This is a genomic window from bacterium (Candidatus Blackallbacteria) CG13_big_fil_rev_8_21_14_2_50_49_14, from assembly GCA_002783405.1.
Taxonomy (GTDB): Bacteria; Cyanobacteriota; Sericytochromatia; order UBA7694; family UBA7694.
The window spans coordinates 15,461-40,673 of record PFGG01000083.1 but is presented as its reverse complement, the minus strand read 5'-3'; the positions used below and the strand labels follow the sequence as shown (position 1 = coordinate 40,673).

The 25,213-nt window shown below is 50.0% G+C and carries 24 protein-coding genes; 10 read left to right on the top strand and 14 right to left on the bottom strand.

Annotated features, from left to right (window positions below):
* Positions 1–28: 28 nt before the first annotated feature.
* Together COW20_24495 and COW20_24490 are read right to left on the bottom strand one after the other, a co-directional pair.
* Positions 29–235, bottom strand: coding sequence for a hypothetical protein (locus COW20_24495; GenBank protein ID PIW44306.1), 207 nt, complete (start codon positions 233–235; stop codon positions 29–31).
* A gap of 312 nt (positions 236–547) precedes the next feature.
* The gene (locus COW20_24490) at positions 548–1,528 is read right to left on the bottom strand and encodes a hypothetical protein (protein PIW44305.1); all 981 of its coding nucleotides are present in this window, start codon (positions 1,526–1,528) and stop codon (positions 548–550) included.
* A 174-nt stretch (positions 1,529–1,702) separates the two neighbouring features.
* Here COW20_24490 and pgk point away from each other — a divergent pair, with 174 nt between their 5' ends.
* The 4 genes from pgk (at position 1,703) to COW20_24470 (ending at position 5,270) form a co-directional block, all read left to right on the top strand.
* Positions 1,703–2,917, top strand: coding sequence for a phosphoglycerate kinase (gene pgk, locus COW20_24485; protein PIW44304.1), 1,215 nt, complete (start codon positions 1,703–1,705; stop codon positions 2,915–2,917).
* 6 nt (positions 2,918–2,923) lie between these two features.
* Positions 2,924–3,700 (top strand): triose-phosphate isomerase, encoded by a 777-nt coding sequence (locus tag COW20_24480; protein PIW44303.1) that lies wholly within the window; start codon positions 2,924–2,926, stop codon positions 3,698–3,700.
* Between the two features lie 113 nt (positions 3,701–3,813).
* A complete protein-coding gene (locus COW20_24475) occupies positions 3,814–4,956 on the top strand; it encodes a hypothetical protein (protein PIW44302.1) in 1,143 nt (380 codons plus the stop codon).
* Complete coding sequence (locus COW20_24470) at positions 4,953–5,270, top strand: cysteine methyltransferase (GenBank protein PIW44301.1); 318 nt, start codon at positions 4,953–4,955, stop codon at positions 5,268–5,270. Before COW20_24475 ends, COW20_24470 begins: the two co-directional genes overlap by 4 nt.
* Before the next feature lie 61 nt (positions 5,271–5,331).
* Here the strand turns inward: COW20_24470 and COW20_24465 are convergent, their stop codons facing one another.
* The 6 genes from COW20_24465 to COW20_24440 all read right to left on the bottom strand — a co-directional run bounded on the left by COW20_24465 (position 5,332) and on the right by COW20_24440 (position 11,777).
* On the bottom strand, positions 5,332–6,069 hold the full coding sequence (locus tag COW20_24465) for a hypothetical protein (protein PIW44300.1): 738 nt from the start codon (positions 6,067–6,069) through the stop codon (positions 5,332–5,334).
* A 41-nt stretch (positions 6,070–6,110) separates the two neighbouring features.
* The gene (locus tag COW20_24460; GenBank protein ID PIW44299.1) at positions 6,111–6,392 is read right to left on the bottom strand and encodes a hypothetical protein; all 282 of its coding nucleotides are present in this window, start codon (positions 6,390–6,392) and stop codon (positions 6,111–6,113) included.
* 159 nt (positions 6,393–6,551) lie between these two features.
* Positions 6,552–7,964 (bottom strand): hypothetical protein, encoded by a 1,413-nt coding sequence (locus COW20_24455; GenBank protein PIW44298.1) that lies wholly within the window; start codon positions 7,962–7,964, stop codon positions 6,552–6,554.
* A 16-nt stretch (positions 7,965–7,980) separates the two neighbouring features.
* Complete coding sequence (locus COW20_24450) at positions 7,981–9,123, bottom strand: amino acid aldolase (protein ID PIW44329.1); 1,143 nt, start codon at positions 9,121–9,123, stop codon at positions 7,981–7,983.
* A gap of 47 nt (positions 9,124–9,170) precedes the next feature.
* On the bottom strand, positions 9,171–10,925 hold the full coding sequence (locus COW20_24445; protein ID PIW44297.1) for a hypothetical protein: 1,755 nt from the start codon (positions 10,923–10,925) through the stop codon (positions 9,171–9,173).
* Between the two features lie 78 nt (positions 10,926–11,003).
* The gene (locus COW20_24440; protein ID PIW44296.1) at positions 11,004–11,777 is read right to left on the bottom strand and encodes a hypothetical protein; all 774 of its coding nucleotides are present in this window, start codon (positions 11,775–11,777) and stop codon (positions 11,004–11,006) included.
* Between the two features lie 97 nt (positions 11,778–11,874).
* Here COW20_24440 and COW20_24435 point away from each other — a divergent pair, with 97 nt between their 5' ends.
* Together COW20_24435 and COW20_24430 are read left to right on the top strand one after the other, a co-directional pair.
* Entirely contained in the window at positions 11,875–12,639 is a 765-nt protein-coding gene (locus COW20_24435) for a MerR family transcriptional regulator (GenBank protein ID PIW44295.1), read from the top strand.
* Positions 12,640–12,692: 53 nt separating this feature from the next.
* Entirely contained in the window at positions 12,693–13,094 is a 402-nt protein-coding gene (locus tag COW20_24430) for a hypothetical protein (GenBank protein ID PIW44294.1), read from the top strand.
* A 5-nt stretch (positions 13,095–13,099) separates the two neighbouring features.
* Here the strand turns inward: COW20_24430 and COW20_24425 are convergent, their stop codons facing one another.
* The 3 genes from COW20_24425 to COW20_24415 are packed head-to-tail and all read right to left on the bottom strand — an operon-like array spanning position 13,100 to position 14,816.
* On the bottom strand, positions 13,100–13,624 hold the full coding sequence (locus COW20_24425) for a hypothetical protein (protein PIW44293.1): 525 nt from the start codon (positions 13,622–13,624) through the stop codon (positions 13,100–13,102).
* A gap of 50 nt (positions 13,625–13,674) precedes the next feature.
* Positions 13,675–14,292: a hypothetical protein gene (locus tag COW20_24420; GenBank protein ID PIW44292.1), complete on the bottom strand. Its 618-nt coding sequence runs from the start codon at positions 14,290–14,292 to the stop codon at positions 13,675–13,677.
* Complete coding sequence (locus COW20_24415) at positions 14,214–14,816, bottom strand: hypothetical protein (GenBank protein PIW44291.1); 603 nt, start codon at positions 14,814–14,816, stop codon at positions 14,214–14,216. The genes COW20_24420 and COW20_24415 overlap by 79 nt, the downstream gene beginning before the upstream one ends.
* Before the next feature lie 195 nt (positions 14,817–15,011).
* On the opposite strand from COW20_24415, the gene COW20_24410 reads away from it, so the two are divergent.
* Complete coding sequence (locus COW20_24410; protein ID PIW44290.1) at positions 15,012–16,373, top strand: hypothetical protein; 1,362 nt, start codon at positions 15,012–15,014, stop codon at positions 16,371–16,373.
* Between the two features lie 2 nt (positions 16,374–16,375).
* On the opposite strand, the gene COW20_24405 is transcribed toward COW20_24410, so the two are convergent.
* The 3 genes from COW20_24405 to COW20_24395 are packed head-to-tail and all read right to left on the bottom strand — an operon-like array spanning position 16,376 to position 19,676.
* Positions 16,376–18,505 carry a hypothetical protein gene (locus COW20_24405; protein ID PIW44289.1) on the bottom strand — a complete coding sequence of 710 codons (2,130 nt, stop codon included), beginning with the start codon at positions 18,503–18,505 and terminating at the stop codon, positions 16,376–16,378.
* Positions 18,505–19,128: a hypothetical protein gene (locus COW20_24400; protein ID PIW44288.1), complete on the bottom strand. Its 624-nt coding sequence runs from the start codon at positions 19,126–19,128 to the stop codon at positions 18,505–18,507. Before COW20_24400 ends, COW20_24405 begins: the two co-directional genes overlap by 1 nt.
* Positions 19,128–19,676, bottom strand: a complete 549-nt coding sequence (locus tag COW20_24395) for a hypothetical protein (GenBank protein ID PIW44287.1) — start codon at positions 19,674–19,676, stop codon at positions 19,128–19,130. The genes COW20_24400 and COW20_24395 overlap by 1 nt, the downstream gene beginning before the upstream one ends.
* A gap of 257 nt (positions 19,677–19,933) precedes the next feature.
* Between COW20_24395 and COW20_24390 the strand changes: the two genes are divergently transcribed.
* From COW20_24390 to COW20_24380, 3 genes are all read left to right on the top strand, one after another.
* Positions 19,934–20,503 carry a hypothetical protein gene (locus tag COW20_24390; protein PIW44286.1) on the top strand — a complete coding sequence of 190 codons (570 nt, stop codon included), beginning with the start codon at positions 19,934–19,936 and terminating at the stop codon, positions 20,501–20,503.
* A gap of 66 nt (positions 20,504–20,569) precedes the next feature.
* Entirely contained in the window at positions 20,570–21,232 is a 663-nt protein-coding gene (locus COW20_24385) for a hypothetical protein (protein PIW44285.1), read from the top strand.
* Between the two features lie 109 nt (positions 21,233–21,341).
* On the top strand, positions 21,342–25,205 hold the full coding sequence (locus COW20_24380) for a hypothetical protein (protein ID PIW44284.1): 3,864 nt from the start codon (positions 21,342–21,344) through the stop codon (positions 25,203–25,205).
* Positions 25,206–25,213: the final 8 nt, after the last annotated feature.

Here is a 25,213-nt window from a genome sequence, read left to right as displayed (position 1 = left end):
TTTCCTTTGGATTTGTTTTCAAGGGTTTTCAAACTTTGAGCGCAACACCGAAATCTGTAGCTGCCTGCATGACTTTTTGAATCAAAGCAGGATCATCTTCCGATTGATCGGAAAAACTATCCACACGAATCCCTTTCACCAACAGTTTCGTCTTGGTGAGTTTTTCCATGATCGGGTCGCCATTTGCTTTAACCTGAATAAGTTGATCCAACAGGGTTTTAATTTGACCTGCCAAAATATGAATCCTCCTGAAATTAAAAATTCTATTCAATAAAATTGAGATATGACGCTGCTTCCATTTATTAACTTGATGCACTTTGTTACAAAATGTGTTGATAAATGCTTGGATTGTAACATATGACCAATTTTGTATTATAAATGAGATATAAAGCATTCTACTCCCACATGAACTTAGACTTCAAGTCAGATTTGAAAATTCAAATGATTAAATAGAAAGAAAACAAATCAGAATAATTACTCTGATTTGTTTTCTTTGACGATTTTGACTGTTTTCGCGACATGACGCAAAAATTTTAATAAATTGTAATTATTGGAGCATAGATTGACTGAGTTGCTGAGCGAATCCCACCATCTCTTGGTGGCTTGCCTCTAGCGCTTCAATAATATCAGCAGCAATTTGATTGTATTGTGTCACCTCATCCATTTTGCTGGTGATTTCTGAACTGTCTTGGGCTGTATTATTGGCATGTAGGCCGATTTCGCGCGAAACACTTGCCTGTTCTTCAACAGAAGAGGCAATGATCAGGGTGATATTTTCGAGGTTTTGTATGATCTTCGATATTTCCTGAATAAATCCGATGGCTGTTTCGGTTTCAGATTGAATGCCCAGAACTTTGTCCTGTATCGAAGTGACAGAAGCCGAGGTTTCTTTTGCCAATTCTTTGACTTCACTGGCAACCACCGCAAAACCTTTGCCCCATTCTCCTGCTCGGGCAGCTTCTATGGTGGCATTCAAGGCCAAAAGTTTGGTTTGTGAGGCGACACTTTCAATCACTTTGATAATTTGGCCTATCTCGTGGCTGCTGGAATGCAGGGAGGTAATGTGTTGAGAAGCGTTCTGGCTGAGATTTTTGGCTTGTTTGACGATCGATGCTGAAGTTGAACTTTTTTCAGCCACTTCTTTGATGCCATTGCCCATCTCTTCAATGCTGCTTGCCAAGGCATGGTTGCGGCGGCTGATTTCCTGACTTTTTTGGGCTGCGAAAACGGCTGATGCAATCGTATCCTGCGTACTGCTCAGCAGTTGGGTGCTGATTTCTTTGGCGGTCACCAATTGTTCCATCAAGCCCTTCGTTTGGGCCAGCCAATCATTCCGTTCAGCCTCTCGCTTAGAAAAATTCATTCTGCGCCGTTCAAGAATACTCTTCATTAAGTTTTCCATCCAGACATATTCTGGAGCAGTACTGAGGTCTGGCAGGGGAGGCATTTCACCTTGGCTGAAAGCCTGAAAGAATTCAATGATACTGTTTTTAGCGTCTGCATTGAGATCTCTTGCGTCTGAACCCATTGCTTACCTCTTTTTATACTGTACATTTGTAACTTATAGGCTGAAATCAGGCTTCGTCTATGCTTTGATTTTACTCTTGAATCAAAGTGGCTTCAAGCACTGCATGCTTTCCTTTTTCAGAATTATGCTACCCTGATGGTGGTTCTATTCTTCGATTTGAGGGAGACTTGAAGTATGCCTGAATTTGTAAGTTTAAAAAATCTTGACCCTGATTTTTTTCGCGGGAAACGCGCCTTGGTTCGTGTTGATTTCAATGTGCCGATCAAAGAGGGGAAGGTCAGCAACGATCAGCGTATCCGTGCCGCTCTGCCTACTCTGCGCTATTTATTGAATGCGGGTTCCCGTGTGATTCTGATGTCACATTTGGGCCGACCCAAAGGCAAACCCCAGGATGCCTTTCGACTGAAACCTGTAGGTGATTATCTGGCTAAACTTTTAGAGCTTGAGGTGCTTTGTCTTGATGACTGCATTGGAACAGCTGTAGAAGAAGCCGTTTCTGGCTCACAGGCCCCTGTGGTGCTGCTTGAAAACACACGCTTTTATGCCCAGGAAACAGACAATGATCCTGAATTTGCTGCCCAATTGGCGAAATTAGGCGACTTCTATGTCAATGATGCCTTTGGCACCGCCCACCGGGCCCATGCTTCCACAGAAGGGGTCGCAGCCTATCTGCCCGCCTATGCCGGCTTTTTAATGGAAAAAGAACTGAATGCCTTGGGGGGCATGTTAGAGAGTGCTCAATCTCCCTTTGTCGCGATTATTGGCGGAGCCAAGGTTTCTTCTAAACTGGCTGTCTTGGAAAATCTCCTGCCCAAAGTCGATGCCCTGGTGATTGGCGGGGCCATGGCCTATACCTTTTTGGCTGCCCAAGGCCTCTCCGTGGGTAAATCTCTGACCGAACCCGAACTCTTTGAGACGGCTTTGGCCTTACTCAACCAGGCCAAAGCACTCAATAAGCAGATTGTTCTGCCGGTGGATACGGTCCTGGCAACGGGGGTGGATGCCATTGAAGCCACGCTGGTCGTGGATTTGCATGCCCCAGGTGAAGATATTTCTGAATTGAGTGGTGTGGATATTGGGCCTGACTCTGTCGCTGCAATTGAGGCCGTTCTGGAACCTGCCAAAACCGTGCTCTGGAATGGGCCGATGGGTGTTTTTGAAAATCCCCCCTTTGCGGCGGGTACTGAAGCGATTGCAAAAATTGTGGCCCGGATAACGCAAAAAGGTGCGGTTTCTGTGGTTGGCGGTGGCGATTCTGTGGCCGCGGTTGAAAAATTGGGACTGGCGGATCAATTTACCCATGTCTCGACCGGGGGAGGTGCTTCGCTAGAATTTTTAGAAGGCAAGACCCTGCCCGGCGTTGCTGTATTAGAAACCTTGAAAGGATAAACCACAATGTCACGTAAGCCCATGATGGCCGGAAATTGGAAAATGAATAAAACGAGCAGTGAGGCCTTGGCCTTCGCTGAAGCGCTTTCAAGTGAAACACGTCAGGAAGATGCTGTTGAAATGGTGATTTGTGCTCCCTTTACTGCCCTGACAAGCCTTCACCAGGCTTTGAAAGGAACGCGGGTACAACTCGGCGCACAAAATATGTATTTTGAAGAGTCTGGCGCCTATACAGGTGAAATTTCACCCCAGATGATATTGGCGGAAGGCTGCAGCCATGTGGTGATTGGCCATTCTGAAAGGCGCGAATACTTTCAGGAAAATGATGTTATCGTCAATCGCAAAGTGGCCCTGGCCTTAAAATCGGGTTTGAATCCGATCCTCTGTTGCGGTGAAAGCCTGACTGAACGTGAAGCCGGTGGTTTTGAAGACAAAATTCTAAGCCAAGTGGAGTTGGGGCTTCAAGGAGTGCAAATGATTCCCTCCTATACCGATCGCGTGGTGATTGCCTATGAACCCATTTGGGCCATTGGCACCGGCAAAACCTGTGACGATGCAGAGGCCAACCGGATTTTGGGCTTGATTCGTGCCCATCTTGCCCGCCTCTACAACCAGGACACGGCTGCGAAAATCCGCTTGCTCTACGGCGGAAGTGTCAAACCCAGTACGATTGAGGCCCAGATTCAGCAGCCCCATATCGATGGCGCGCTGGTGGGGGGAGCGAGTTTAGACCCCGCTTCCTTCGCCGAGCTTGTGCGTTTAACCCGTCAATTTGGCATCTAGGATTCAGCCCCTCTGGCTAAACCAGGGGGGCTTTTTTCTTTTTTTTGCTTATTTTATGCTGAGTTCGGGTATAGGTAATGTGGAAGCTCAGTTTTCCACAAGGAGCAGTTTGAATGAAACTTACAGAATTACATGAAACCCCCATCATCCCGCAGAATCAAAACATGGGTCAAATTTCTGCAACCATGCCAGCAGTCAAATCAGAAGACCCGATTCATGAAAATTGGGTTCAAGAGGTTTTAAGGCCTACTGACTGGCTTTCTGCCAAATTGTATATTCAAGCCGAAGAAGATTCTTCAGCGCTTGAAATTGGCATGGAACATCTGAATCAGGCCCATCTACTTCAAGCCTTGCAAAATGCAGAAACCAATCTGCAAGGTGCGCAGACCTTTGTCAAAGAAGTTGAAGATTTACTTGCCACGCTCAAGTCTGAATACGGGATTGCCCCCAACCAAGCGACCCGTTTGAAAATAGAAACCTCTCAGGCCCCCCTTTGGATCGATCCTCAGGCTTTAAATCCCGAACGCTTGATGGAGACCTTTGTGCAGGCCCGCAGTCTTTTGGATCTTTCCAGTCTGCAAACCAATCACCAAGCTCTGGCCCCTTTGGCAGCCACTGTTTTAGAACAGATGCGCTCGACGCTTCCCAATGTTCAGCAGGCAGAAGCTTGGCTTGAAAGCCTGAACAATCCAGATTTTCCCAGTTCCTGGATACAAGCCCTGCAAAAAGGTTTGCAGGCCCAGAAAAATCAAAGGGCATCTTCCCTTCAGGGGCTTGAAGAAAATCCTGGTCAGGATTCGCCCGCAGCTCCTGCCTGGGGGCTCAGTGCCGAAGCTGAGGCCTTGATTCAACTTGCCAATGCGCTTGAAGAAAATCTGGAGCTGGCTCCCACGCCAAACTCCCCCGATGTTCTTGAACTCTTTCGCGCCTTTGCCAAAATTTTTGAAAATTTAGATTTTGCTTTGAATCAGCTAATTTTAGCTCAGGAAGCAAAATTGAAAGAAAAGAAAAATTTACTCGCAGATTTTTCTGAAACCCTCTGGCAGAATCAAAAATATTCCCAAGCGAAACTTGATCAATTGCATTTGCAGGTTCATGAGCGCTTTCGGATTGGCTTGGAAGCTCTTCTGAACCCGCTCAAAACCAAAGCGGAATATCTGCAAACCCTTTTATCAGAAGCAGCGGATTCTCCCCATCGCAAAGAAATTAAAAAACTGATTCAATTATTGAGTCCCTGGATTTCGTTGCCGGCATGAGCTGGTCTGAGCAGGTCAAAACCTGGGTCAAACGGATTCCGGCTGGCAGAGTCGCCACCTATGGCCAAATTGCCGCCCTCTCAGGACATCCCAGGGCCAGCCGACAAGTGGGAACAATTCTGCGTGCCAGCCAGGAGGATGCCTTGCCCTGGCATCGGGTGCTCAATGCCCAGGGAGAAGTCTCTACCTGGAAGTTGGGCGTCGGTGACTTGCAAATGGCCCGTTTGGAAGCCGAAGGTATTGTTTTTGAAGCGGGAAAGTGTGATTTGAAGCGCTTTCTTTGGCAGCCAGAGACAGAACTTTTACTGGGCTGAAGCAAGGCTGAATGCAAAAATCTGGGAAAGCAGATCTCTTTCCCAGATTGAGCTTTCAGGATTAGATTTTGCTGAAGAGCTTGTTTTCAGTGCTCACCTGATTTTCCAGGGTGTTGATCAAGCGTGCAGCCTGTTCACGGTTCAGATCTTTCCAGCGAATTTCACGGGCATGCAGGTATTTGCTGAATTCACTTCCAGACCAGCCCAGAGATTCGCAGAGCATGCGAATTTCATCGCGTTGGGGCTGGGTGGCAGGTTCAACGCTTGGGGTTACGGGTTTGTTCGCGGCAGCCTGCTTTTTAAGCGGTTCAAGGTTTTGTTTTTTGCGGGTCTGCATGCTGTGAATATAGCCTGTCAGATTGTAAATCCGTTGGCTCTGTTCATCGGCGGGGCCAAAGCGGGGGTTGCCACGATCGTCTTTGCCAATTTCAAGCGATTTGGTGCGCACGGTGCCCAGTTGATACAGGAAGCGGCCAATCCCCCATTTGACGGCGGCCCGTTTAAAGGCATCGCTGGCCTGACCTTTGTCAGCCTCAAAATGCGAGGCGGTGCCACAGTCAGATTTGGTAATCCATTCGTCTTCAATCAAAATCGAGAGATCACAATAAATCTTGCCAGCCACTTCACGGTAATGGTCTTGCCAGTTTTCTGGCCCCACGACCTCATCGAGCAGATCCATAACCTGCCGGGCGTCAATATAGGCCACGCATTCACAGCCCCAACTCCGGGCCGTTTGCACTTTCCACTTATAGGGAATTTCTTGACGCAGGGCCAACAAAGCATCTTGATTTACACGCATTCGGAATACCTCATTTTAAATAGATAATAGAAAATTTGAAATCATTGGGCGAGGGCCTGATTCTGCTCAGCGCACAGGGCTTGAATATGAGGACAGTCTTCCTCAGTTTCAAAGACATGGCAAAGGCAAAGCCAGGCTTTGGCGTAGTGATTCCAGCCAGAATTGAAATAGGTGATTTCCTGTTCCAGACGGCGGATATGTTTACAACACTGTTTGTCTGCCGAACGATAGGATCCGCCTCGAAAGCGAAAATCTGGGCATGAGCAGCTTTGCAGGCTTGTAAAATAGCCTTGATCAGGATGTATGCGTTTTTGTATGCGCACTTCAGAAAATCTCCGTCACTCAGACCTTGAACGAATTCAGAGAATGAGCTTTATTTTAATGAATTAAGGCTTTTATTGAGTTGAAATAATCTGTATAAGCCTGTATATTTATTGTATCTTTTTTGTATACAAAAATCAAGCGAAATATACAGTTGAATTTTAGTTTTTTGGATCGTTTAAAGGTTGGGTCTGACGCGGGCTTTGACCCGATCCTGCGGGGAAGGTTTTCCAGATTTTGGCGGTACTGCTTTTTTTCAATTCTTCAAGCACTTTCAGGTTGATATCTTCCATCAGCACCTGGATGCGTTCGTCTTCAAGAATCAAAATCACTTCGTCGATTATATCGCTGATCAATTGACTGAGAAAATCTGTCATTTCAGGGCTTTTGAGGGTGTGGTCGAGTGAAGCCAGGAAATGCGCAAGGCTTTCGCCCACCACCCGTTCGAGACGGGCAGGATTGAGGGCCTGATCGACAGCCTCTTTGACCAGCGGAATCTGGCGCAGACGCTTGTAATCGCTGCTGGCCTGTATGCTTTCCCAGAGCAGTGAGCTGATAATTTCACTGATCTGATCGCCTCGGGTATGAAAGGTCGAAACCCTGAACTTTTGCAAATTGAGCAAAATCACTTCCTGAATTTCGTGGCGGTAAGATTTCAGCGTTTCTTCGAGCATTTCCCGATTGGTACCCAAGCGGGTTTTGGCCTGAATATTGCTGAGGATATTGATTGCGACCTGATCAGAAATTTCTTCAAGGATTATTTTCTGGTATTTGACAAAACGCAGATAGAGTGGGTGATCTTTGATTTGAATAATTTCAGATTGAATCAGGCGAAAATAGATTGTCAGAATTCTCAAAAGTCTTAAATAGCGGAATTCCCGCAGGGGAATACAGCTGACCAGATCATACCAATGGTAAAGCGGGAAGAGAATTTTTTGATCACTTCCCATTCTGCGCACAGCCAAAATCCAGGAGATTAAAAATTCCAGCAAAAAGATCAGAATAAAACCCAAATCAACCCCTACAAACCAATCGACGGGTTGGCCGTTGGTATCAATCGCACGCCAGAAATTGGTCTGGATATAGCGCGCCACACGGCGGTGGTAAAAATTCTCACGCAGTTCAAGGCGGGCACAGCCCTCCGACCAAAAGCTTCGAAAGGCTTTTTTAGAACTGGTTTTTATGCCTGTAAAGCGCCGGATATTCTCTTTGACGGTTTCAAGCTGGCCAGTTTGACCCGCTCTTTCGAAAGGATTTTCTTCGATCATCTGATCGGAGCGTTCAATCAGCCGGTTTTGCAAGCTGCGATCGACCTGTCCCGTGCTGCGACAGGCATTAAAATACTCGCTGGCAAGCCCCAGGTATTCGCTTGTAAATTGGTGGGGGGTGATGCCTTTGACCTGATCATACTGTTTGACAACGGTGGGCAGATAGTAATAATAGAGATTGCGAAAATGGAGATAGGTGCTGTCAAATACCAAGAGCACGAGATGCACCACCGCAAGAAAAAGCATCAGCAAATCAAGAAAAATACGCGGAAACTGTTTGCTGCGTAAGGGTTTGAGATTGATCACGGTGCTAAGGGGGCATTTATCCGAAACATTGGCCCTCTCCACGGTAACTTGGAACGTCTTTGATTTTCCCTGTGCTCCGGTAAAGGCCTACCTGGTTAAAGCGCTCCATCAGTTCCCCCGCTTTGGCATGTCGGAAGACGATGGCATCTCCTGGTTGCAGTTTTTCAGGGCCTGAATAGCGCAAAGGAGTCTGGACTTCACCAGCCCCTTCATTCTCAAGCAAGTGCAGACCCGGCGGAGAAAAGGGCAAAGGTAATTTTTCTTTGCCGATACTGCCTGAGGCAATATAGCCCCCTGAAAAACAGGTGATCATGCCGGGCACAGGAATTCTGACCAGGGGCAAGGCAAAACCGGCTGCGGGTTGGTGTTTAAAATCCGCATAGAGATCGAAAAGCCCTGGAGCATAAAAGCCCGAACCCACGGTCACTTCTGTGACGCTGGGGTCTTGGACTGTGCTTTCCAGGCTGCCCGTGCCGCCCCCATTGAAGAGCTTAAGCTCAATGCCCAGGGTTTCCAGGGCGTTTTTGACAGCCGCCCGTCTGGCCTGTAGGGTGGGAATGCTCTGGGCCTTGAGTTTGCGAATAACAAAATTTTTGGCCCCCAGCCCTTTTTGGGCATCGCCCACTCCGGCAATCTGGGCTTCATAGCCCATGCAGGCATCGAGCTCTAAATGGGGCCGTTTTAAAATTTCCTGAGCAAGCGCTTTCACCTGTTCTGCCTGGGTCAGGGGTGAGCGCCAGACGCCAAAATGCAGCCCTGGGTAATCGACTGACATATCAATGTCCAAACAGAGATTGAAAATGCAGTTTTCAGACGCCCCCAGCGTTTCTAAACGCTCAGCATGGGCCAGGGAATCGATCATCAGGCGAATGGTTTTGCCCTTGCGAATTTGTGCTGCGATCCTGCGCAAAGCTACAGCATCGGTGCTGGGATAGGCCAAAAGCAAATCGTCAAAACCTGCCTCTGCCAACCAGGCGGTTTCGGCCGCACTGTAGGTCATCAAGCCCTGAATTTGGGGAGAGGCGGCCAGCAGATAGTCTAAAACCGATCTGACCCGAATCGATTTGGTGGCGATGCGAATCGGCAGCTTTCCGGCCCGTTTGCAAAGGGCCTGAATATTCTGATCGAGGGCGTCGAGATCTATCCAGGCCAAGGGCAGCGACTGAGCTCTAAACCAATCCTGCCAGACCGCATAGGAACGCTCACTCACGAGGTGGCTTTCTCAGAATAGGTTCGCAGGGCCAGTTCCCGCTCAGAAAAAACGGGCGGTCTCAGGTCTTTATCGAGCTGGGCCTCTGCTGCTGAACTTTTCAAGGCGATCGCGAGCTGTTTAAACACGGTTTGAAAAGCGGCAAGCGTCCATTTGCCAAAAATCGTGTGGCCGCCCTCATAATTCTGAATCTGATACTCTTCAGCCGTTGAAATATAGCCTTGGTAGGCATTGGCATAGCTTGAGACAATCGTGGTCTCAATGCCCAAGGGTTTGAGTTCATGTTCAAGGCTGGCACGCAAGCGCTGGGCCGCTACGGTGGTGATTTCTCCCGGCACCGCAGCAATACAGATTTCCCCTACTTGGGCCACCTGCACGGGCAAGACTTGAGGCACCCAGGAATGCTCTTCAATCGCCCCAATCCGATGCAGACGTTTCAGTTCAGCGATTACCGGCTCAAGAAAATCGGGAACAGGCAGGTTTTTTAATTCCGAGATGCCCAAAAAACGGCGTTCTCCGCCATCAATCAAAATCTCTTTGGGGTCTTGGGCCTGGTATTTGGCTAAAATCTTGTCTGTTTGCTCGTTTGAAACCGCTTTGGCTTTTTTGATTTCAGATTTGCGTAAATTGCGTGAAAGCGCTGAGAGCAGACTTCCGGCCAAATCACTGACCCCTTTGCCATCAATGGCTGTGCCCTTAAAAAAGGCAACCCCATGGGCTGCCGGGGCTGTATGGCAGCCCGTCTTTCCGCCTGTAAACTGGGGATCGCAGTCGATTTTTGAAAAATCGGCATAGACCATTTCGCTGTGCAGCTCACCGGATAAACGCTTGCCGGGTTTTTCGAGTAGGCTGAGGGCCTGCTCATACTGTAAGCGGCCATTGTAGCGGGCCGATTCAAAATCGTCTTCAAACTTGCCTTTGGGCCAATTCAAGCCCTTGCCATAAAAATTGGGCGAGACGTCTCCCGCTGCACCTTGGGCAAAAATGCCGACAAATTCTGTGTCTTGACTGGCCTGGTGGAATTTCTGCTCAAGATAGCGGGCGGCATAGCCCTTGTTATCAGAAGAAATGCGGCAGTTATCGGGCCCAATACTGGTGGCATGTACACCAAACCAATTGAGCACGCCGCGCAGTTTTCCTGCGGGTGAAAGTACCCGCAGCAGGTACATTTGCCGATCTATGGCGAGATGGGTTTCATAGGGGCTGTATTTTTTGACTTCGGGGTTCTGGTTATAGGCAGTGAGCGAGCGGTTAAAGCCCACTTCCTTCTCTGCAGGGAAAGCGCCATGCACATATTCCAATTCAGCGGGGGCCTCATGGGCGATGGCGCTGAGTACGGCCTCGACAATCGCCGCGACGATGGCCTCAAAAACTTCAGGCTGAAAGCCAGGAATGGTCACATTATAGAAAAAATAATGCGAATACCCACCGGGCGCGCTGTGGGTATGCTGCGCAGTCAGAACCAGATTTTCTTCGCGCACGTCAGCTTCTGGGGCACGTTGCTGCAGATTATCTAAAACCGCAGAGCGAATCGCGAGGGTAATAAAACAGATTTCGGCATTGACGAAAACCAGGCGGTGGCCGGCCTGATCAACCAGGCTGCAGGCTCTGACGAACAGATCAGAGGCCATGCCTTCGGCACGGTTATGTAACATGCCATAACCCATCATGCCAATGCCACGGGTCTGGATACGGATCAGTTCACGGGAAAGTCCCGCAAGATAAGGGGTTGGATTTGTATTGGGCTGCATAGATACTATTGTACCTGAGTTAGAAAATTGATCCAGTCCGGGGCCTGCTTATTTGGCCTCCCAGAGAAACGCAAAGGTCTATTTTGAGCTGAATTTCTGTTTAAAACGCTGGAACCATGAATTTTTTGACCTTTCTTCACAGTCGCAGCGACCTGAAAGATGCCCACAGGGCAGCCCATAGAGCACACTCTGCTCGGCAATATTTTCTTTGATCAGGGGCCAGTCCTGCCAATCGTCGCTGCCAAAGGTCAGACTGAAGAGCACTCTGAAATTTGAACTGGGGGGATAGGGTTCGGTGCTGTGGTAAAAGCCCGCTCCAAAAATCAGGGCTTGATTGGGGCGGTAGGTATAGCGTGAGGATGCCTGGGTTGGGGTTTGGTAGAGCACATGCCCATGCTCAGGAGACAGCTCAAACAGAGGGGCAATCAAGGTCATGGCTTGGGCTCCCGGGCGGTAATCAAAATGCCACATTTCTTCCAGGGCGCGGTTGCCAATTACAAAAAAACCAGCATACATGACCAGTCTGCGTTTGAAGTGCAGGTGGCCTTTCAGCGCTTGACTCAGCTTCAGTTTTTCAAAAAATCTGTGAAAAATCTGCCAGCTTGCTGGGGAATGGTTGGGAAACCAATACAGGGGCCAGGTATCATAGGAGATCAGCGCATAATCACAGGGCTCGGTCTTCAAGGGCTGGTGAAGATAGCGGCCACCTACAAAGAGTTCGGCCTGTTCTTGGGCCTCTAGAAAAGGCGAAATTTCGGCAGCAAAAGAGGCCCTGATCTCTTCCAGCCAATCGCTTTGAAAGGCCAGGGTATAGGCGTTTAAACCCGGATAGAGCAATTTGATCGCATTCATGAAAACCCAGTTTAGCATTTTTTGAGCGAAATTTTCTTGGCAGACTTGACCCTGACCTAGGGGCATGGTTTATCACTAAAGAGAAGGAGAAAAATACATGGCCTATTTAGTAAACGAAGTGGCCCACTGGGCTCAAATCAGTGTGCGTACCCTTCACCACTATGACCGCTGTGGGCTCTTGAAGCCCGATCAGCTTTCAGAGGCCGGTTACCGGCTTTACAGTGATCAAAATCTTGAGCGCCTGCAGGAAATCTTGTTTTTTAAAACCCTGGGGTTTTCCTTGAAACAGATTCAGGCTTTGGTTGAATCTCCGGATTATGCGCGACTTCATGCTTTGGAAAGCCAGAAAGAATGGCTTGAAAAGGAGAAGCAGCGTTTGGATACGCTGATGGAAACGCTTGATAAGAGCATTGAAGCAATTAAGAAAGGGAATAAAATGAAAAAGAAAGCGCTTTTTAAAGGACTCTCTCTCAAAGAGATCAAAGCCCACCAGGCCCAGTATGCCCAAGAAACAGAAGCACGCTGGGGGCAAACGGAGGCCTATCGCGAAAGTCAAAAGCGCACAGCGGGTTATACTGCCGAGGATTGGGCGCGAATTCAGGCCGAGCAGGCCGAGATCTACCAGCGGATTGTCGCAGGCATGGAAGGCCGTCCTGAGTCCCCGGAAGTTCAAGCGGCAGTGGCAGACCTGCGCGCCAGTTTTTGCAGATATTATTATGACTGTACCCCTGAGATCTTTGCGGGTTTGGGGCAGATGTATATGCAGGATGCACGCTTTCGTGATTATTATGAAAAAATTCAGCCTGGATTGGCGGCCTTTTTAAGTCAGGCGATTGCCTGCTATTCTGGAACGCAGGCTTAAGCCTGAAGGGGCTGCGCTATACTGAAGCATCAAGAGTTAACTGGAGAATGTGTATGAAAAAATCTCTGATTTTCGCAATCTTGCTAGTCAGTGCCTGTCAGGGCAGCAATGGTTCACCCAGTGCGCAGGGCAGCGGCACCCCTTCGCCAGTGAGTTCACCGAGCGTTTCAGAAACCCTGCCTGGGGGCGAAACCACGCAGGACTCAGCCAGTGCCCAGGCTGAGGATATCAAAATCAAGGCGCAGAACCTGCTCAATCAAAAATACCCAGGCGCAGGTATTTTTCTGACCACGATTAAGCGCTATACCACCCAAGTGGTAGCAGGCAGCAATCACCGCCTGGAAGTGGAATTTACCAATTCAGCAGGCAAAACCGGGCTTTTGCACCTGACTGTTTTCGCCGATTTAAAAGGGGCCTATAGCCTCAGCGAAGAGGATTATTCAGCGGTCAAATAAGCTGCTTATTCAACTTTGACATGAATGGTGGAACTGAGTTCTGGCCCGTAAGATTTGTGCGTGCCATCGGCAAATTGAAGGGTCAGGCTGTGTTCACCGGGTTTCAGAATCAATTCAGTTGAAGTTTGGCCTTTGCCAAAATGAATATGTTGTTCGTCTTTGGGCACCACTTCGCCAGCCTTTAAGGCTTGACCATCAATAATTAGGTGGTGGTGGCCAGATTGGGCCTTGAGTTCTCCAGCAGGGGCCACTTCCATGCCTTCGATGCCCATTTCAACCTTGATCGGTGATTTCAACGTCGCTCCCTCTTTGGGGGAGATAAAAAAGATCTTGGCTTTGGGGGCTTCAGCCGCTTGCTGGCTGTCTTCATGGGCATGTTCTGTATTGGCAGAAGGGCTGGCGGCAGGGTTTGCGTCCTGGGACTGGGTTTTGAGGCCTTGGGCCTTGTTGTTTTCGGTTTTGTTTTCAGAAGGGGCGCAGGCTGCCAGTGCGAGAATAGAAATGATCAGGGGCAAAAGTGTCGATTTCATGGTTTTCTCCTGGGTTCACTTAGGTGCAGACAGTATAGCAGGACTTGTCTTCAATAGGGGGAATAGGGATCGTTTTCAAGGGCACGCAGGGCTGAAAGCGCACTTTGAGTGGAGTGAATCAATTCAGCGTCGCCCTTGGCGATGCGAATTTTCAGGGCAACTTCCAAACAATGCCGCCCCTCTTGAAACAGACCCTCTTCGACCAGCAGTTTCCCCAAATGTTGCCAGGCAAAATCCCGGTAGCTGGCGGCCTCAGGTTCTTCTGTCAAATCCAGGGCCTGTTTAAACAAGACCTCTGCCTGATGGGCTTGACCCGCATACTGATAAGCCGTCCCCAAGCGGATCAGATTGGCTGCTTCAAAGGATTTTTTGTCAAGAAAACGCGAAAGCTCAAGCGCTTCAGTGAGAAAATCGATGGCTTCGTCGAGGCGGTGAAGAACACGGGCGTAGGAACCCAAGGCCCCCAAGAGTCTTAAGAGATTTTCTGTCGGGCCCTCTGCACGGATCCGATCCAATTCAGCGCGCCCTTCACCGTAGGCTTCCCAGAAGGCAGGGTTTTCGCTGCGGGAATCTCTTAAAAACGCGAATCTCACTGTTGAGAAATGACGCCCACGGTTAAGCCAATCGCGCCACCGATGGCGGCCCCTAAAATGGGACGGCCCTTCCATTTTGAGCCAATCACAGCCCCCAGAACCGCACCGCCAAGGGTATGGGGCAGGGGAAACCCACCTTTTTTATACTCGACAGGGCCTTGGGCCGTTGCAAAATCGGGGGGAGAAACCTGCTGATACTGAACCTGTTGGTATTGCACAGGTTGTTGATACTGTACAGGTTGCTGGTATGGCTGGGCCTGTTGCTGGGCATAGTAGGCGTTGGGGTCGATCTGTTGGGTCTGTACAGGTTGTTGGTACTGCTGGGCTTGTTGCTGGGCATAGTAGGCGTTGGGGTCGATTTGTTGGGTCTGCACAGGCTGCTGGTATGGCTGGGCCTGTTGCTGAGCATAATAGGCATTGGGGTCGATCTGTTGAAGGGTGGTGGCTGGAATGCCTTGATTCTGAACCTGCCATTGGCCTTGATCCTGAGAATAGGCCTGGGGTTGGGGCGCAGCTTGAACGGGCTGGTAGCTGGGAACCTGAGGAGCAGCTTGATAAAGTTGGGTGAGGGGTTGCAGACCTTGCTGAACCTGAGGCATTTTGAAACTCCTGTTTTTGACTTATTCTTATTATGCCCCAAAATCCCTGTTTTCATGCAGGGCAGCCTTTAAGAAAAGGATAAGTTTTGCTCAAATCAGCTCAGTTTCTGTTGGCTCGGGTCTTAAAGCCTTTCATTCAAGCTTGACTTGGATTTAAGATAGACCCATCCAGGATTTGAACCGGGGAGGTTTGCGATGTCTTTTCAGCGTTCCCACTGCTGTCGTTTTCTGGGCGCCAGCGTGCTCTTGCTTGCACTTGCGGGGTGTCAGCAAGCTCTGAATACTGAACCCCAGCAATTTTCTCCCCCTGCTGTCCTTGGCCATGAGATCTTGGTGCGCTACCAGCTGCCCCCTGCAATTCCCCCGGTGGGTCTGACGCTGATCAATCGCGATTTGAATTTGTATGCCTGGCGGGTTCCGCAGGGGCATCAGCTGGCGCAGGATTTGCAAAATTTTCAGCGTGATCCCCAAATTCGCTATGCTGAAGTTTCTCAGATCTATCCAATGGAGCCTTTTCAGGTCGCAGATCTCCCCGACACACCTGAAGCCTTTGCTGCAGAAATTTTTCCCAAAATGGAATCGCTCTGGAATCTGAAAACGATTCAAGTGCCTGAGGCCTGGAAACAGCTTCAAAACCCCCAGCCAGTGAAGGTGGCGATCATTGATTCAGGAGTCGATCCCCAGCACCCTTTTTTGAAACAGAATCTTTTGCCGCTTGAAGATATCTGGAATGAAGTGCAGGGCAAGGATATTCTCAGAAACCTGAGAGACCCCAGTTTTAATCAGGACTACCAAGGTCGAGACGGCAATGGGCATGGTACGCATATTGCAGGCATTATCCAGATGGTGGCAAACCAGGGCAAACCCGAGGGCCCGATTCAAATTTTGCCGATCAAAGCCACCAATCTTGAAGGCGCAACCGACGCCCATCTCTTGACCCAGGCTTTGCAACGCGCGATGGACAAAGACGCAGAGCTGATCAATCTGAGCATTGGCACTGTGGGGCTTCGCAACCCCTCAGGCTCTCAGGCCCTAAAGGACATGGTGGCCTTGGTGCAGACCAAGGGCATTGCCATAGTTGCAGCAACAGGCAATGAAAGCCAGCGCAGCCGTTCGGCAGTGGCTCGGATTTCGGCTCCGGCATTTTATGAAGGCGTCATTTCAGTGGGGGCTGTAACCGACCAACTTCAAATCGCCGATTATTCCAATGGGGGGCCTGAAATTGAGTTGGTAGCGCCGGGGGGAGGATCTAAGCTGCAAGGGGGTGAGAAGATCCTTTCAACCTGGCCAACCTATCCCACGCTTGAAAATTTTAAGCTGGCGGTTGAAACTCTGGGTTATGCCTCAACCTCTGGCACGAGCATGGCCACCCCGCATGTGACCGGAACCCTGGCGCTGATTTTAAGCCAGGAACCCCATTTAAATCCCACCCAATTGCGTGCGCGCCTGATGGTGACGGCTACGCCGATGGTGAAAACAGGTTTTGACTCCGCAAGCGGTTGGGGACGCCTGGATGCCTTCAAAGCCTTGACCTTCAAGGCTGATGACGCAAACTGAGCCTAGATTTCTTCTTTGCGCAGGCGTTTCTGTTCCTGCTGGAAGATTTCCTTGTCCAAGTCGGCCCGTTTTTGATTCAGGCGCTCTGCCTGACGGGCTTCTTCCTGGATTTCCTGCTGGTGCTTGCGCTCCATATGCCCCTGCTCAATGCTCTTTTCAGCTTTGCGCTGTTCAGACTGTTTCAGCTTGAGAGGATCGGCTTCAAAATCTGTATTTTCAGGCAAGAGCGAAGGCGATTGATACTCTTCAGGCTGTGCTTGAAGTTTGTTTTCTTCAGCAACCTTTTCAGAGCTGGGCTTATCTGTTTTAACAGAAGGCAATTTGGCAAGGGTTTGGTCAATGCTTTGATCCAAATCATGGGCCTGCGAGAGCGTTTGCTCCCAACGGCGGGCATCACGGGTGACCATTTCCTGAACCGACTGTGATTCCTGAATGGCCTGGTGAGCGGCCTGCAAGGTTTTGCCAATTTCCTGATCGAGTTTCGCGATTTTGGTCTGAACGGTTTTGACCGTTTGTTTGACCGCAGGGTCGATCACGGTTTTGACAAGTTCAAGTTCTTCAGGTTTGAGATGGGGACTGGCTTCTTTGATCACATCCAGCCTTACCAGTTCCAAATCCTGAAGTTTGAGGGTCTCCGTCTGGATTTCTTTGCGGGTATTTTCTAACTGCTCAGTTTGGGTTTCCAATTTTTGCGTGCTTTGGGCCAAATTGGCGGTTGCTTTCAGGGCTTCGCTTTTTTTGCGCGCCAGATCAGCGGCCATGGATTGAATCGTGGCTTGCTGTTCTTGCAATAATTGGCCCAAATACTGCATCAGTTCTAATGGGCTGGCTTGGCGGTTGCCAATAAAGATTTTTGAACCTTCAGCCCCTTTTTCAATTCGGATATTCCATTGAGCCAGAAAAATCGGGCTGATATCCAAGCTGGGAGAGGCGGCTGCGCCTACACTCAAGCTTGGGGAAGAGGTAATCACAGTTTGCAATTGCTGGGCCTGGCTCTGGGCGGTCTGCAATTTGGCATTGATCTGGTTGGTGTCCTGGTGGGTTTGCAGCAGGGCCTGGTTCTGGGTGACCACTTCGGTGGTTGTTTTTTGAACCTGAGCTACCTCAAAGGTCGCTCTTTGGCCCAATTCCTCTAATTTTTTAGACTGACGGATCACGTCAGCGCTGGCGAGCAGCACTTTCTGGTAATCCTGAGAGGGGTCCTGCATGCTGTAGACCACAGACTCCAGGTTTTGAACCTCTTGGAGAGAAAGCGGTTTGCGCTCAAGGGTTTCCAATTTGTTTTCGGGGGTGATATTCAGACCGTATTTGTTCAGCAATTGGCGATCCTGGGGGCTGACGGCCTGATCACTGCGCACTTTTTGCAGAATGCCCTCAACCGCTTGCAGGGTTTGGGGAGAATCCTGTGAAAGCACCACAAAATGGCCCAGGGTATAGTCCATACCCGATTGAATATTAAAGTTCTGGCTGGTAATTTTGCTGACGGCCAGGTCAAAAACCCCAGCGGTCTGGTCGGCGAGCAGATTTTGAATGCTGCTGGCTGAGAGATTGGAGACCACGCCCTGAATGCAGGAAAGATCGCGGGCCTGGGTTTCAATCTGGTGAAAGGTCTGTTGCTTGAGGTCGATATTGGAGAGAAAACTGGTGACCGAGCTTTGCACCGTTTGAAAGGCATTGCTGGTCTGGCTCTGCTGCGTGGGCAGCAGCAGCTGATAGAGCTGTTGGTAGACCTGGGCTGTATTCTGTGAGGTCAGTCCGAGAGAGGAGAGCAACTGCTGCTGTTGGGCACTCAGGCAGCTGAAATCTACGTTGCCACTGCGCGTCACACTTTCAAGCGCCTGCATGGCATTTTGAAAGCTGGCTTTGTCGGTTTTGTAAAGATTGCCCAGCTTTTCGCTGATATTCAGCAGCAAGGTGGCTTCCTGACCTGAAAGCTGCGGGCTGGGGGCTGCCAGTGAGATGCTCTGGGCGGGCACACCACTGGGGGGCGCTTGGGTTTGAATTCTGTCTGAAAGCAGGGAAGGTTCTCTCAAGGGCGCTGTGGCAGGCACCTGAGAACGGGGCGGGCTCGGTTCAAGCGACTGCAAGACCTTGGGGTCGAGGGGTTGGGTCTTTAAATTGCTATTGAACATCATTTGATTAAATTATCCACCTGACTTAAACGATTCAGGAACTCCTGATAAATCGACTGAACAGCCTGAAGCTGAATTTTGACGGCATTCTGCTCAACGGGGTTCATTTGTGCAAATTGGCTTTGCGTGCGCTGGATAAACTGGTTAAATTCCTGATCGACCGTGGCCTTGGTCTGCAGCAGTTCCTTGTGAAGACGGGTAGAGAGGGGCAGAAGATGCTGTTGAACCTGTTGGGCGGTGGCAGGCTGACCATTGAGCAGATAGCCCGTGACCTGACCTTGGGCATTGCTTTGTACGACCACGCCATAGGGGGCGAGGGTCTGCTGATCGGCAGTTTTCATGAGGTTCTGAAGCTGCCCGAGTTGCCCTTTTAAATCGCTGGGGGCAGGGCCCACCAAAGGTACTTGGCCAGGAATCTGACCTATCGGGGGCATTTTATTGTTCATGAGCTGGCGCAATTGGTCGGGGCTGTTGAGACCCGAAGGCGTTCCGGGGGCAGGTGTGCTGGGGGCAGGTGTGCCGGGCGCTTGCGCAGGCACAACCGGTTGCGGTTTGGGGCTCCAGAGTTGACCGGGAGCGATTAAGCCGGGATTTGCGGGCGGATTGTTCTGAACATTTGGCATTAGCTGATTAACTTCCAGATCCAGCGTTGGGTCCAGGAAGGAGATGCAATTAAACGGCCACTCAAGGTAAAAATCTGTCCCTGTCTGACCTTTAAATAGCCCTCCCGGAGGAGTTGGGTTTCTTCCTGGCTGAGTTGATCATAGCTGTTTTTTGTTAAAACTTGCTTAAAAGCCTTGTTCTGGGAGTGTTGGCGAGGTGCTTGAACCAGGGCAAGTGCTTGTTTTTCGGTCAAATGTAAAATTTGATCGCGAATATGCAGCAGTTCAGGGGTATCCAGGGCCAGGCCACGGCGGTCATAGAGCTGGGTGCCTTGGCGGGTTTGACGCAGGGCCAGTTGCAGATAGGTTTCGACCCATTCCTTTTCAGCTTGTGAAAAATGGGCTTCATGATCAATCAGGCGCTCGATCAGGTTGAGCAGGGTATAAATCGTTTCAGGGTTCTGAAGAAAGCGGCGCACAAAAAACATGACTTCTTCAACGGGGTCCAGACGCAGCATACAGGTGGCTTGGGTGGACTTGCGGAGAATGGCTGTTTGTGCGCTTGTCATGCAATGAACCTTTCGATTTAACAGTTTCTTAATTATTATTTAATAACATTTAAATCAGAATTTCAAGTCTTTTGCCCCTGAAAACTTTTTTATTTTGTATTCTTCCAAGCCGAGCTTCGCGCTTAAAGGGGGAATTCCAGCCCCAAGGCCCTCAGATTTTGCTTAAACTGAAAAGACCGTCAGATCGTGGCAAAGCTAAAAAGGCTCTTTCCGAAAATCTGGCGGAAGAATCTCTGCGCTGAATCAAGGAGTTAAGCATGGTCACAATTCAAGCCTATTCACCACTCTGGCCTGAAGAATTTGCAGAAATTGCTGCCAAATTGCGGGCCGGTTTGGGCCCCTTGGCCCTGCGGATTGACCATATCGGTTCGACCTCGGTTCCTGGCCTGGCTGCCAAGGATATTATTGATCTTCAAATTACGGTGGCTGCCTTATCCCCAGACATCATTGAAGCGCTTCAGGCTTTGGGCTATCAGCATTTTGTTGAGGTGCGCTGTGATCATCGGCCCCCAGCAGCCGTCGGCCCCGATTCAGATTGGCAAAAGTTGTATTTCCGCCCCCCCCCAGGGCAGCGCCCGACGCATACCCATGTGCGCCAAATGGGCCGCCCCAATCAGATCTATCCCTTGCTTTTTCGCGATTATTTAAGGGCCCATCCCCCCATGGCAGAAGCCTATGCCCGTTTAAAACAGCGTTTGGCAGAAACGCTGCCCAATTCGCAGGTCTATTCTGAGGTTAAAGATCCGGCTGTGGATTTGATCTTCTTCGCAGCCCAGGCCTGGGCTGAACGTGTGGATTGGAAACTGGAGCCGGGCGGGCTTTCTTAAATCAGGTGTGGAAGCTGGCCGGATTCCTTGATACACTGAAGCCACTATCGCAAGAGGAGAGCCGCCATGAAGAAGTTTGCCTGCACCCTGATGCTTTCAGCCCTGAGTCTTCACGTGAGTTTCAATGCCTGGGCTGGCCCAGAAGAAGATCTGCAAAGAAGCGTTTCCCGCATGGACATGGCAGGAATTGAAAAAGCCGTGGACAAAGCACTTGAAAAGGGCGCAAAGGCTGAAACTTTGAAGATTAAAGGCCAACCCCTGCTGCTCTGGGCCGTCAAAGAAGGTCAACTCTCTCTGGTTAAAAAACTGCTTGAAAAAGGCGTTTCGATTGAAACCCGTGGCCCAGCCGGTGAAACCCCCTTGATGCTTGCCGCTGCCAGCAGTTCACATGAACTCTTTTATTTTCTGCTCAACCGCAAAGCCAATCTCAATGCCGCAGATAAAATGGGCTTCACGGTCTTGATGTATGCTGCCGATGCGCACCAGGTTGAGCATGTCAAAGTCTTGATTGAAAAAGGTGCCAATCTGCTCGCCAAAACCCATAAGGGCCGGAATGCCCTGATCAATGCTGCCTTTTGGGGGCACGCCGATCTGGTCAAACTCTATCTTGCCAAAAAAGTGCCCCTGCATGAGCGGGATCGCGATGGCAAAAATGCATATAACTATGCCCAGAGTAAGCATTGGAATGATGTGCTTGAGCTGCTGCAAAACGCAGGCGCCTTTGAATAGACGGGCTTACCCGCAAGTTTTGCTGTTTAACCCCGGATAAACTTTGAGTACGCAGTTTTTTTACCTGCGAATTGTTTGAATTTAAACTATCAGAGAAAGTGCTGACCCCATGGGAGAACTTCGGCTTGGAACCCACGATCGTGGCATGATGGATCGCCAGGATTTACTCAAAGCGCAAAAAACACCCCTCAAAACCGGGCTCACGGCTGAAGAAGCCGAAGCCTTCGCCAAAGGCCACAGTGGTTCAGAAATGATTCTGAAACGGGCCGATGGCAAATACAATGTCTATTCCGTGGCCACCACAGAAGCCGGCAAAGCGATCAAAGGCTCAGATTTTGAAGACGGGACGGCCAATATTTCTCTCTCCCCCAAAGATGTGGCCAGTTTGGGCGGCACCAAAGCCTATCTGCGCACCGATGACGGCACCCTGCGCACGCTTGAAATTGCGGGCTTTGAACTCGACCACCTCGATCAAAGTTTGGTGCGGGCAGATTTAGACCTGAATGTTCAAGACAAAGATGGGATTGAAAGCAAATCAAAACGGGATATTACCGGCACGCTCCAGGGCAAGGTCGTGGTCGATCGTGCCATGATTGAAATGGCCCTGGCCCAGGCCGAAAAAGAAACCGGCCTGAGTTTCAAACTGAATACCTATTCTCAAGATCAAAAATACCGGATTGATGTCAGCTATGGGGTGGGCCTGGGCTCAATTACCCTGAAACCCTCTGGCACCGGATTAAAAGTAGAAGTGGGTGGCTTGGCCGGTGGCCTGGCCGATGCCGCCGATTGGCTGGGCAAGAAACTGGGTTATGATCCCCAGCAGGCAGTCGATAATCTCATTCGCAAACAATTGGGCAGCAATCTGGGTTTAAAAGTTGACAGCCAAAGTCTGACTGAATACCAACTTTCCCCCGATTTACAGAACAATCCGCTTTTAAAAGAAATTCCACTCTCTGCTCAGACCTCGTTCAAGGTTGAAGAGATCAAACTGAACCCTGCCCAGGGCAATGGTTTTCGTTTGGATTCCCAGGGCAATCTGGAACTCAATTTCAAAGGCGCGCAGGTGATTGGCAGTACGGCTCCCAAGGGCGCTGTGGCCAGCACAGATGCAGAGGGGGCCGATGCCCTGAATCTGCATGTGGATGCTGAGCTGGGCAATGACCTCAGTGCCAAGGTCGCTGGAGAACTCAATCTCAAGGTCAATGTCACCCAGCCCGAACAGGCCCAGCTCAAAGCCCGAATTCAAGAGTTTACGGGCCAGCAGATTGGGGCCGGGGGCAATTTTGAATTGAGTGGTTTGAAGTTTGAAGCCGAAACCAATCCCCAGGGCAAAATCACAAAATTTGATCAGGAATTGGGCCAACTCAAATTTGAGAATCTGGCCCTTGAAGCTCAAGGTGTGAAACTTGCCCTGAATGCCGAACACGGTGTTTTGAACGGTGAACTCAAAGACAATATTTACCATCTCAATGCCCAGGACATCAGCCTCAAGGGGGCGGTCAGCACCCCCCAGGGGACCCTGAATATCCGCCAGCTCAAATTAAGCGGTGATTTGGCGGTTGATCCTGCCAAGCCAGATAAATTATCGTTTACCATTCCCCAGGGCAAGAAAATCAGCTATTCAGGCAGTTTTACCCCGGCTGGCCAGAAAGAATCTGTCAATCTGCAAAACCTGAGCCTGGGGCCCTCTCAATTCCAGTTGGATGCCAGCAAAGGCAGTCTGAATATTGGCGCCAATGGCAAGACCCAACCCACGATCAGCCTGGCTGCGATTACTTTGCCTGGGGCTCAGTTTAAAAACCTGCAGGTCACAGGCACAGCCCAATCGGATTTAAACCGGGGCACGCTGGCCCTAAATGCCCAGCGCTTTTCGCTGAACGGGCAAATGGGAGATTTGAATCTGACCCGTCTGAGTGGCTCTGGCCAACTCAATTGGGATCCCGCCAAAGGCTTGGAATTGAAAAACGCCCATGTTTCAGCCCAGGGCAAACTGGGCGATCTCGAAGTAAAATCCTTGAAAGGGGCGGGCAATGTCTCGGTCTCCCCCAGGGGGCAGGTTCGTTTCAGCTCGACCCAAGATTTGCAGTTGCAAACCGGCATGGGCCTTGCGGTTAAAGGCAATCTGGCTCTGGATTATACCCCCGGTCAGCTCAATGTCGAAACCACTTCTAAAAATCCAGTTGTGATTGATTATGTCGATGCCCAACAGGGCATTGATCTGCAGGGGGTCTCCTTCAGTGGCCGCATGGCCTTTGATGAAAAGACTGGGGCTTTGAACTTTTCAAGCCACGCAGACCGCCCGCTGGAATTGAAATCTGGCTCGATTTCAGGCGTTGCGGTTAAAGATTTGAGCCTTAAAAATGGCCAGGTCAAAGTTCAGACCCAGGGGGGAAGCTTTGTGGCAGAACCCCTGCCTGGTCAAAGTCTGAGCCTGAACGCCAGCTTCGACGGGATCCAACTCAAAGACCTCAGTTCGCAGGGCCCTGTACGCGTTGACCCGCTCAAACAGAGTATCTCCTGGGATCAGCCCGTTTCAGCCAGTTTGCCCAAACAGGGCATTGACCAGCTTTCAACCCAAGGCCCGGTTGAAATCTCTCAAGACGCCCAGGGAAAAGTGCATTTCCGCAGCCCAGGTGGCACGATCAGCCTCAAAATGGGCAATCTGGATTTGAAAAATTTCAAGGTTGAAGGCGAAGCGGTACTGGATCCACGAACCGGCCAACTCAGCTTCAGCGGTTTGACCGGCCAGAATTCCGCCCTGAAACTGGAGGGTCAACTGAATGGCTATCCGATTCAGGCTGAATCTTCAGGCCAACTGCGGATTCAGCCCAATGCCCAGGGGGTGGAGCTGACCGGTGAGAAACTCAAGCTCAATGGCCTGGTGGATGGCTTTACCCTGCAAAGCCCGGAAGGTGCTTCTGGAAAAGTGCAAATTCGCCCCGATGGCGGTTTTGACCTCAAGGAACTCAATTTTGACGTGAGCGTGGATGATGTGCAGTTGCAAAACCGCAATGGCCTCTTTCATACCACTCCCACCGGGTTTGAAATCAACCTCTCGGGGGATATCAATACCAAGCAGGAAAAGCTGATGACCTTCCTGCAAAAATTCAGTGCCCGCCCGGAACTGGGCGCTCAGGCCCAGGCCGGTATTAAACAGGCCCTGAGCCAAATCAACGCCCATTTCTCGAATTTTAACCAGGCGGATATTCACTACGAAAATATGAAAATCCGCTTTGATAAGGATTTCAATTTTCAGGGCTTTGAAGTGGTCAAAGACACCAAACTCGACAATGCTGTGATGACCTTGGATTTGGGTCGCAAACCTGAAAAGGTCAATATGGGGGCTGTGCACTGGCGGGCTGAAGCCGAAGCCGACCAGCAGGGCTTCCGGGTTAAAGATGGCGAAATTGCCTTTGGTTTGAACCCTGACCTGCGCAATTTTATTGATCGCAGCATTACCCAACAGCTTCAGGATGCAGGCTTGAAAAATGTCGAGCTGGATGTTTTGCCCAATGGGCAAATCGAAATCAAAAACGCGACCTATGAGGTGCGCGCCAAAGGCAAAACAGGCAATAATGGCACCGAAGTGAATATTCCGATTCTCTCCAGTCTGTTCAAAAAACCGAAAAAGGTCATGAATATTTCAGCCAAGCTGGATATCACTCCGAAGATAGAGAACAACCAATTGGTGGTGGAAATTGACCACCTGCATCTCAAGGGGCTTTTGGCGGAAATCATCAACAAGGTAGTCGATGGCGAGGATAAATTATCCGACCAATTGGCCAATCAATTGACGGCTGAGCATATCAACTACCAGCGCACGGATGGCGAATCTGTTTTCAAACTGGATTTGAACGATTTGGTTCAGAAGCAGATGGACCCCGGTATTCAGATTACCCACGCTGAACTCAGCCCTGAGGGTCAGGTCAAACTGAACTATACTTACCAGCAAACCCCTCCCGCCAGAAAATAGGGCTTGGG